The organism is uncultured Campylobacter sp. (assembly GCF_937997535.1).
Classification (GTDB): Bacteria; Campylobacterota; Campylobacteria; order Campylobacterales; family Campylobacteraceae; genus Campylobacter_B.
The window spans coordinates 58,554-65,628 of sequence record NZ_CALKTT010000005.1; the positions used below are offsets into that span (position 1 = coordinate 58,554).

Genomic DNA, 7,075 nt, shown 5'->3' on the forward strand with positions numbered 1-7,075 from the left:
ATCACAATCGGAGTAAATTTAAGCATGGATATAAAAATTTCAGAGGTCGCAAATCTCCCCTCTCGCTTCGGAAGCTTCCGCGTTCAGTCGTTTAAGCAAGGCGAGAAAGAGCATCTAGTGATATTTAAGCAGCCTTTGGAGGGCATTGTAAACGTGCGGATCCACTCGGAGTGCCTTACCGGCGATGCGATCGGCAGCCTAAAGTGCGACTGCGGCGAACAGCTCGAAGCAAGCCTAAAATATATCGAAGAGCACGGCGGCATGGTGATCTATCTGCGTCAAGAGGGGCGCAATATCGGGCTTTTTAATAAAATCAACGCCTACGCGCTACAAGATCAGGGGCTCGATACGATCGAAGCAAACCATCAGCTAGGCTTCAAAGCGGACGAGCGAACCTATGAGATCGTGGATTTCATACTCGCTCATTTTGGAATTTCGCGCATAAATCTGCTTACGAACAACCCGCAAAAGCTGCACGATCTGAAAGTAGAAGTGGTCGCGCGCGTGCCGATCATCATCACGCCTAATAAATTTAATGAAAACTATCTGCGCGTCAAAAAAGAGCAGATGGGACATCTGCTGTGAAGCTTGCGCCTGGAGAAAGATTTAACGAGCAGGTCGCTAAATTTAAAGCCTGCCTACAAAAATTTAACCACGTCCATAGCCTCACGAATTACGACGATTTGGACGCGGTGGTGCGCGACAGCCTAAGCGGAGCGGAGTTTATATCGCGCTATCCGCGTATCGCATGCGACATCGGCTCGGGAGCGGGCTTTCCCGGGCTATTTTTGGCGCTCGCGCTGCCGCTGTGCGAGTGGCATCTGTTTGAGCCAAATCAAAAAAAAGCGGCGTTTCTAACCTACGCGAAGGTTAGTCTTGCTCTAGCTAACGTAAAAATCCACGCCGAGCGCGTGCAAGACGGCGCAAAGCTACGCGCCGATCTGATAAGCTCGCGAGCGCTAATGAGCGCGCTAAATTTAGTCGAAATTTGCCGCGGCTTTTACGACGAAAACACGACGTTTTTGCTCTACAAAGGCTCGGGCGCAGAGGCGGAAGCAGCAGAATTCCGCAAGGAATTTGCAAGCGCGCGCTGCGAAATTTTTAGCGGCGAAAACGCTTTGAAAAATAGAAAATTTTTAGTGATCAAAGGGGTGAAATAATGGGAAAAATTCTAGCCGTCGCCGTTATCGCGGCGCTCATATATTTTTTGATAGTGCCTAGATTTCGCGTAAAGAAAAAGGACGATGCGACCGAGCTTTTGGCGTGCGACGAGTGCGGGACGTACTTTAGCAGCGACGAGCTTGCTCTGCGCGATAAAAAGCGCCTTTGCAAGTCCTGTGAAGCCAAACTAAGGGGCGGCAAATGATCATCCTAGGCCACGCGCTCGTGCCCTACGAGCCGCTGTATCTCATCAAAAACGGCGACGAAGTTTTCAAATACGACAATCTGCTCTTTAAATTTAACGACAGGCTCATCACCGCCGCGCAAAAGGCGGAGAAAAAATTTAGCGTTATTACGAACGATATAAATGAAATTTTGCTCGCAAACGGCGCAGGCGCGCGCTTCATCGTCGTGGATAAAAAATCAGCCGCGGCCGTGCAAAAGCTAGCAAACGATTATCTTTTCGACGCCAAGATTGCGATGTTTATCGGCTCTGCGCGGGCATTAAAAGGCCTAGCCGAGCTCGGAATCGATGCGGCGATCTTTAAAGACGCGATCGCAAACGCGCCCAAATCGCTACTTGCAAGCATTGGAGATAGCGTGGGCTCTAAATTTCACTTCGGGCTTCCGAAAAAAGATGAAATTTTCGGCGGCGCGCAAAAGCTCGCGGATAAAATTTCGGCTCTGGATAAAAAGCTAAGCGCGCCCGCAGCCGGTAAAAACGACGATATCTGGAAAAAATAGCAAAATCCTAAACGAATTTATTCGCGGGTATAAAATTCCTATAACTCATGCAAATTAAAATTTCGCGCATAATTTTGCTTAGCCTCGCGGCTTAGAATTTAACGCGAATTTCATCCGCTTACGCGGAATTTTGCCCTCTTTCGCAAATTAGAATTCTGCGCGAAATCCCACGCGTCCTCTGCAAAATTTTCTCGCTTACTCAATTTAAAATTTTACCAGCTCGGATAGATTTAAATTTTACGTAGAATTTCGCCTGTCCTCGCGGCAAGAAATTTCAAATAAAATTTTATCCTCCCGCGCGATGCGAAATTTTACTAAATTTTCTACGCGCGATATAAAATCTATGTAAATTTTACTCGCGCAATTAACGTAAATAAAATTCCGAACCTGCCTAAGCTTCATAGAATTTCGCGCAAAATTTACCTACAGAGATGATATAAATTCTTAGCCATTGTTTTAAATTTTACTCGCGTTTTAGCTGCTTTTATACGCGCGGTAAGGATTTTTTAAAGCTAAAATTTTATATAATTATGCGTTTCAAAAAGGCATATTTTGAGTACTAAATTCTTTTTAGCGATCCTTGCGATAGGCGTTATAATGGGGCTTTGCGCGGGGCTCTTAAACTTCGGTATCAACGAAATTGAAACTTTTGCTTTCGGACATAATGATGAGGAATTTCACATTGTCACGGAGCAAACCACTGCGCTTAGGCGCTTTCTTAGCGTCCTCGCAGCCGGCGCAATCGTAACTTTAATTAGAATTCTACTGATAAGGCTAAAACCCTTTTTAAACGTATCTTCGATGATGGATGGGCAAAATCCGCCGTTTTGGCAAAATTTAATCCACTCGGTTTTGCAGCTTGCAGCCATCGCCCTGGGCGCACCGGTAGGCAGTGAAGCTGCTCCGCGCGAACTAGGCGCTCTATTCGCAGCTAAAATTTGTCGCGCATTAAATATCGATAGCAGCGAGCTTCGGTTATTCGTCGCATGCGGCGCGGGAGCGGGACTAGGCGCTGCATATAATGTTCCGTTAGCAGGCGCGCTTTTTAGCCTAGAAATTTTACTCAAAAGCTTTGATACTCGAGCGATTTTGTGCGCCTTTGCTACTAGCGCGGTGGCTACAGCTACAGCGGAATTTGGAGCTTCAAAAGAAATTTATTACGCAGTTTCGAACTTCGCCCCTACCCCGCAGAATTTACTCGCAGCGGCGCTAATCGGGCTTGTCACGGGAGTCACAGCGAAATACTTTCAAGACGGAGTGCGCTTGTGCGAAAAACGGCGCATAAAAAGCCTCAAAATCGCACTTACACTGCCATTTGCATTCTTGCTTACCGCGGCGGTCGGCGCATACGTACCAGAAATTTTAGGTAACGGACGCTCCGCAGCGCAGTTTGCTTTCGACTCCACATCCTTTAGCCCGTATTTGCTTGCGATCTTGCTTTGTAAGGCATTTTGCATTTTGATGATCTTTCGCTGCGGCGGATACGGCGGCACGCTTACGCCGAGTTTCGCGCTGGGCACTGTTTTTGGGCTTTGCATCGGAGCGGCAATAAATGAAATTCTGCCAATAAGTCTTAGCGCGGCGTGCGTTTGCGGAGGGGCTGCCTTTTTAGCGATCAACCTAAACGCGCCGCTTTGCGCCTTTGCCCTAAGCGCAGGATTTTGCGGACTCAATCTCAACTCGTATTCAGTAGTCGTTTTTAGCATCGTCTGCGCCGTGATCGCTAGAAATTTACTGACGAAAAATTTAGCGTAGTCACGGCGCTGATAATTCATACGCTGCAAATCTGAATAGACGGGCGCGGCGATGATGGTCCAAGAACCTGCCGTCGCGCACATAGACCGAACCGCATCATTGGGCTAGGGCGGAGCCGTAAGGATATGCGCCTAAGCTGATCCTTGGTAAATTTAAGATAAAATTTCGCCACTTTAACCAAAGGAGAAAACAATGGGTTTACTTTCATTCGTAGCCGAAGCAGGCAAGAAGCTACTAGGTATAGGCGATGACGCCAAGCACGTAAAAGACGAGATCGCCACCAATCTCAGCTCTACGCCGGTAGAAGGGCTAGAGGTCGAGGTGCAGGGCGATACCGTCAAAATCAGCGGCAACGCCGATAAGGAAACTCTCGAAAAAGCAGCCCTCATCGCGGGCAACACCGCAGGCATCAAAAACGTGCAGATCGAGGGCATTAGAGAAGATAGCGCCGAGAACTACTACACCATCGTAAAGGGCGATAACCTATCTAAAATCGCGAAGAAATTCTACGGCGACGCGAACAAATACAAGATTATTTTCGACGCCAACCGCGAGGTTATCAAGGACGCGAACCTCATCTATCCAGGGCAGAAGATCAGAATTCCAAAAGCTTAAGCTCGCTTTTGAATGCTGCGGCTTGATTTTGCAAGCCGCGGATTTTACTTTTGCACGTATTGCGCTGCGTTTATGCGAGCAGTGATTTATAAACCTGCGGCGCGGCGCGATTTTGGCAAGCTATGTATTTTGCTAGCCATGAATTTGCAGACTGTAAATTTTGCGAGCTGCGACTTTAAGGTTATGGCCTGATTTTGTGAGACGGGTTTTGATTTTAAGTCGTAGCGCGGTTTTGCGAGCCGTACGACGGCGGATAGCGGATTATTTGCCGCATCGCCTGCGCGCCGCCGCCCTATTTGAGAATATATAAAACGCTTTAAAATTCCGTTTATAAAGAGCTAAATTTGGATAAATTTGAAATCAGCGCTACGCTAAAAAAGACCGAAACTAGGGATTACGACAAATATCCGATAATCATCAAAGACAACGTAATAGAGATGATAAAGCTATATCTGCCGATTGTATTTATTTTGGACTTTCTTTCACATTTTGCACCATACAGACCACCACATCCAGGAGAGCTAAATGAACGCCCAAAAGAGCTCGGAAGTTGCTATATTAAATTTAAAAATTCCTCCATAGAATATTTTTCTACGAAGAAAGATTTGATCTTATTTAAGATAGAATTATCAAATATCATTGGCATTAAGCGAACTTTCGGACCTTCCGAATTTCAATCACTGATCGCTGCAAAAAAGTTTGGATTTTGCGTCGTTATGATCTACTTCGTTTTAATGTCCGCGGTTTTTTACTTTAAGGGCTATGCGATAGCCCCATTTATAGTGCCGATAGCATTTGGGCTCGGCATACTCCCGCTACTGATTTTTAGATTGTTAAACGGGCTAGGGCTTGGACTGGATATGCTAAGCGGCGACAGTTTGATTATCTTCGATAAGCATTTCATTATCGATGCCTCGATTTTAACGAGCAGGGAATACAAGGAGCTAAAAACCTATTTTCTATTAAAAACGGGAAAAAATTTAGATAAAATCCGGCCGCAAATTTTTGTATAAGCAAGGGAGCAGGTTTGGACGTAAAGTAAGAATTTGATAAGCAGCTATGCGATAAATATTTAGAAGATAGCCTCGTATGAAATCAAAATTTAATAAAGACCTAGACGCGCCGAATTATCTTTTAAGAGTTAAAAATTTTTAGCAAAAATACCGCTCAAATTTTATTAAACCCAAATCCTCACATTCAGTTTTAAAATTTTAACGATACTCAAAAAGTTTAGAATTTCGCTCTTTATTTCGCTTGCGGGATCGCGGCGCAGCACGCTTTCATAGACGCTGGGCTCGAAATTATCGCGCCCGGTGTGCACGAAAATGTGGATCCGCCGCTCTCTGATGCTCGCCCAGATCTGCGCTCCCATCGCGTCGCCCACCGCCAAAAACCGCTCCATAAATGCGGGCGTTAGCACGTACATCGCGTTTTGCGGCTCATCGCTTAGCACCTTGTATCGCGCGGCAAACTCCACGTTATCCATCGCAACGGGCTTTAGACCTACGTGCTGCTTATTTTGCATCTCGCGCGGATAGATGAAAACGGGCGCGATGATGCGTTTGTTAAATTCCGCTACGAAAAACGCCCCGATAAGCTCGTGCTGTAAATTTTGATGAAAAAAACTCACGTCGCTAAATTCGAAGCTCACCCCCTGCCACGCGCCGCCCACGCGGTCGTTGCCGCGCAGATTTTCGATAAACTCGAATAGATCGCTTTGCACCACGCGCCAAAACGGCACGCTGCCGTAGGAGACGTATTCGTAGCCGAGCTCGCGCACGAAAGGCGCCAGATAGTGCTGCTTATAGCTTTGGCGGTATCGCCCGGTAAAGATCTCTTGCATGCTTTTTACGCCGAGCGCGTAAAGCCGAGCCGCTAGCCACACCGCGAGCGCAAGCGCAGCCAAGCCTATCAACGCCTGCGGCAAGGCCGCGGAGTATTTGAAGATCAAAAACGAGATCGCGACCGCGCCGAACTTTAAAATATTTTCCGTGCCGATGAGATCCTTTTGCCAGCCGTTTAAGTGCACCTCTTTAAGGCTTACGGCGAGCGAGGCGACCGCCAGCAACATAAGCATCGTCGCGCTAAGGCTCTGCGCGCCCTGCCTGCGCGCGAAATACGCGATAGCGCCGAACACCGCAAACAGTGCGATCGTGCTTGTGACGGCAATGAGCTTTAGCTGCTCCACGTGCTTTTTCGCGTCCAGTCGCAGACGCTCCAAATCGTAAATAGTCAAAATTTCGCCCTTCTTTAAATTTGCCCGCAATTTTAGCGAAATTCTAGGAATTTTGGAATTTCAAAGCTCGCTCGTCTGCACATAAGGTGAATTTTTTATGAATTTCGCACAACCCCCCAAATTTAAGGATAAATTCAAAACTCTAAGCTTAAAATTCCGCCGTAGCGGGGCGGCGCGCGGAAGTTAAATTCCAAGGTATAAACTTGCTACGTAGAATTTCAAAGCGGAATTTCCTAGCTAAATTTTGAAAAGCAAATTTCAGCAAAATTTCATGACGCGGAATTTCAAATTAAAATTTTGCAAATTAAATTCCGCAAAGTAAGTTTTAAAGCGAAATTCTGCGCGCAAGCAAACCCCGCAAATCAAATCATGGAGCAAAAATGAGATATATTTTCGGGCCCGTTGCCTCGCGTAGGTTCGGGCGCAGCCTCGGCATCGATCTGAGCCCGCAGCGCAAGCAGTGCAACTTCAACTGCGTCTACTGCGAGCTGGGCGCGGGCAAGCCGGTAAGCGCGATGAGCGAGCCCTGTGAGATCGGCCCGGTCATCGCCGAGCTGAAAACCG

8 protein-coding genes and 1 pseudogene are annotated in these 7,075 nt (G+C 47.0%); 8 read left to right on the plus strand and 1 reads right to left on the minus strand.

Annotated features, from left to right (window positions below):
* The first annotated feature begins 24 nt into the window (after positions 1 to 24).
* From ribA to Q0117_RS01015, 7 genes are all read left to right on the plus strand, one after another.
* Positions 25 to 585: a GTP cyclohydrolase II gene (gene ribA, locus Q0117_RS00985; RefSeq protein ID WP_295153201.1), complete on the plus strand. Its 561-nt coding sequence runs from the start codon at positions 25 to 27 to the stop codon at positions 583 to 585.
* Positions 582 to 1,160, plus strand: a complete 579-nt coding sequence (gene rsmG / locus Q0117_RS00990; RefSeq protein ID WP_297921303.1) for a 16S rRNA (guanine(527)-N(7))-methyltransferase RsmG — start codon at positions 582 to 584, stop codon at positions 1,158 to 1,160. The genes ribA and rsmG overlap by 4 nt, the downstream gene beginning before the upstream one ends.
* Positions 1,160 to 1,366 carry a hypothetical protein gene (locus Q0117_RS00995; RefSeq protein ID WP_291939433.1) on the plus strand — a complete coding sequence of 69 codons (207 nt, stop codon included), beginning with the start codon at positions 1,160 to 1,162 and terminating at the stop codon, positions 1,364 to 1,366. Before rsmG ends, Q0117_RS00995 begins: the two co-directional genes overlap by 1 nt.
* Positions 1,363 to 1,905, plus strand: coding sequence for a hypothetical protein (locus tag Q0117_RS01000; protein ID WP_297921307.1), 543 nt, complete (start codon positions 1,363 to 1,365; stop codon positions 1,903 to 1,905). Before Q0117_RS00995 ends, Q0117_RS01000 begins: the two co-directional genes overlap by 4 nt.
* Before the next feature lie 552 nt (positions 1,906 to 2,457).
* Positions 2,458 to 3,660: a chloride channel protein gene (locus Q0117_RS01005; RefSeq protein WP_297921310.1), complete on the plus strand. Its 1,203-nt coding sequence runs from the start codon at positions 2,458 to 2,460 to the stop codon at positions 3,658 to 3,660.
* Positions 3,661 to 3,852: 192 nt separating this feature from the next.
* Entirely contained in the window at positions 3,853 to 4,275 is a 423-nt protein-coding gene (gene lysM, locus Q0117_RS01010; protein ID WP_297921313.1) for a peptidoglycan-binding protein LysM, read from the plus strand.
* A gap of 344 nt (positions 4,276 to 4,619) precedes the next feature.
* Complete coding sequence (locus Q0117_RS01015) at positions 4,620 to 5,288, plus strand: hypothetical protein (protein ID WP_297921316.1); 669 nt, start codon at positions 4,620 to 4,622, stop codon at positions 5,286 to 5,288.
* A gap of 164 nt (positions 5,289 to 5,452) precedes the next feature.
* Here Q0117_RS01015 and Q0117_RS01020 read toward each other — a convergent pair whose 3' ends face one another.
* Entirely contained in the window at positions 5,453 to 6,511 is a 1,059-nt protein-coding gene (locus Q0117_RS01020; RefSeq protein ID WP_297921319.1) for a DUF3137 domain-containing protein, read from the minus strand.
* 380 nt (positions 6,512 to 6,891) lie between these two features.
* Between Q0117_RS01020 and Q0117_RS01025 the strand changes: the two are divergent.
* Positions 6,892 to 7,075: pseudogene (locus Q0117_RS01025) on the plus strand (radical SAM protein); the annotation flags it as partial.

Coding starts and splice junctions, on each gene's coding strand:
- Q0117_RS01000 (WP_297921307.1), top strand. CDS start 1,363: ATGATCATCCTAGGCCACGCGCTCGTGCCCTACGAGCCGCTGTATCTC.
- Q0117_RS00995 (WP_291939433.1), top strand. CDS start 1,160: ATGGGAAAAATTCTAGCCGTCGCCGTTATCGCGGCGCTCATATATTTT.
- lysM (WP_297921313.1), top strand. CDS start 3,853: ATGGGTTTACTTTCATTCGTAGCCGAAGCAGGCAAGAAGCTACTAGGT.
- ribA (WP_295153201.1), top strand. CDS start 25: ATGGATATAAAAATTTCAGAGGTCGCAAATCTCCCCTCTCGCTTCGGA.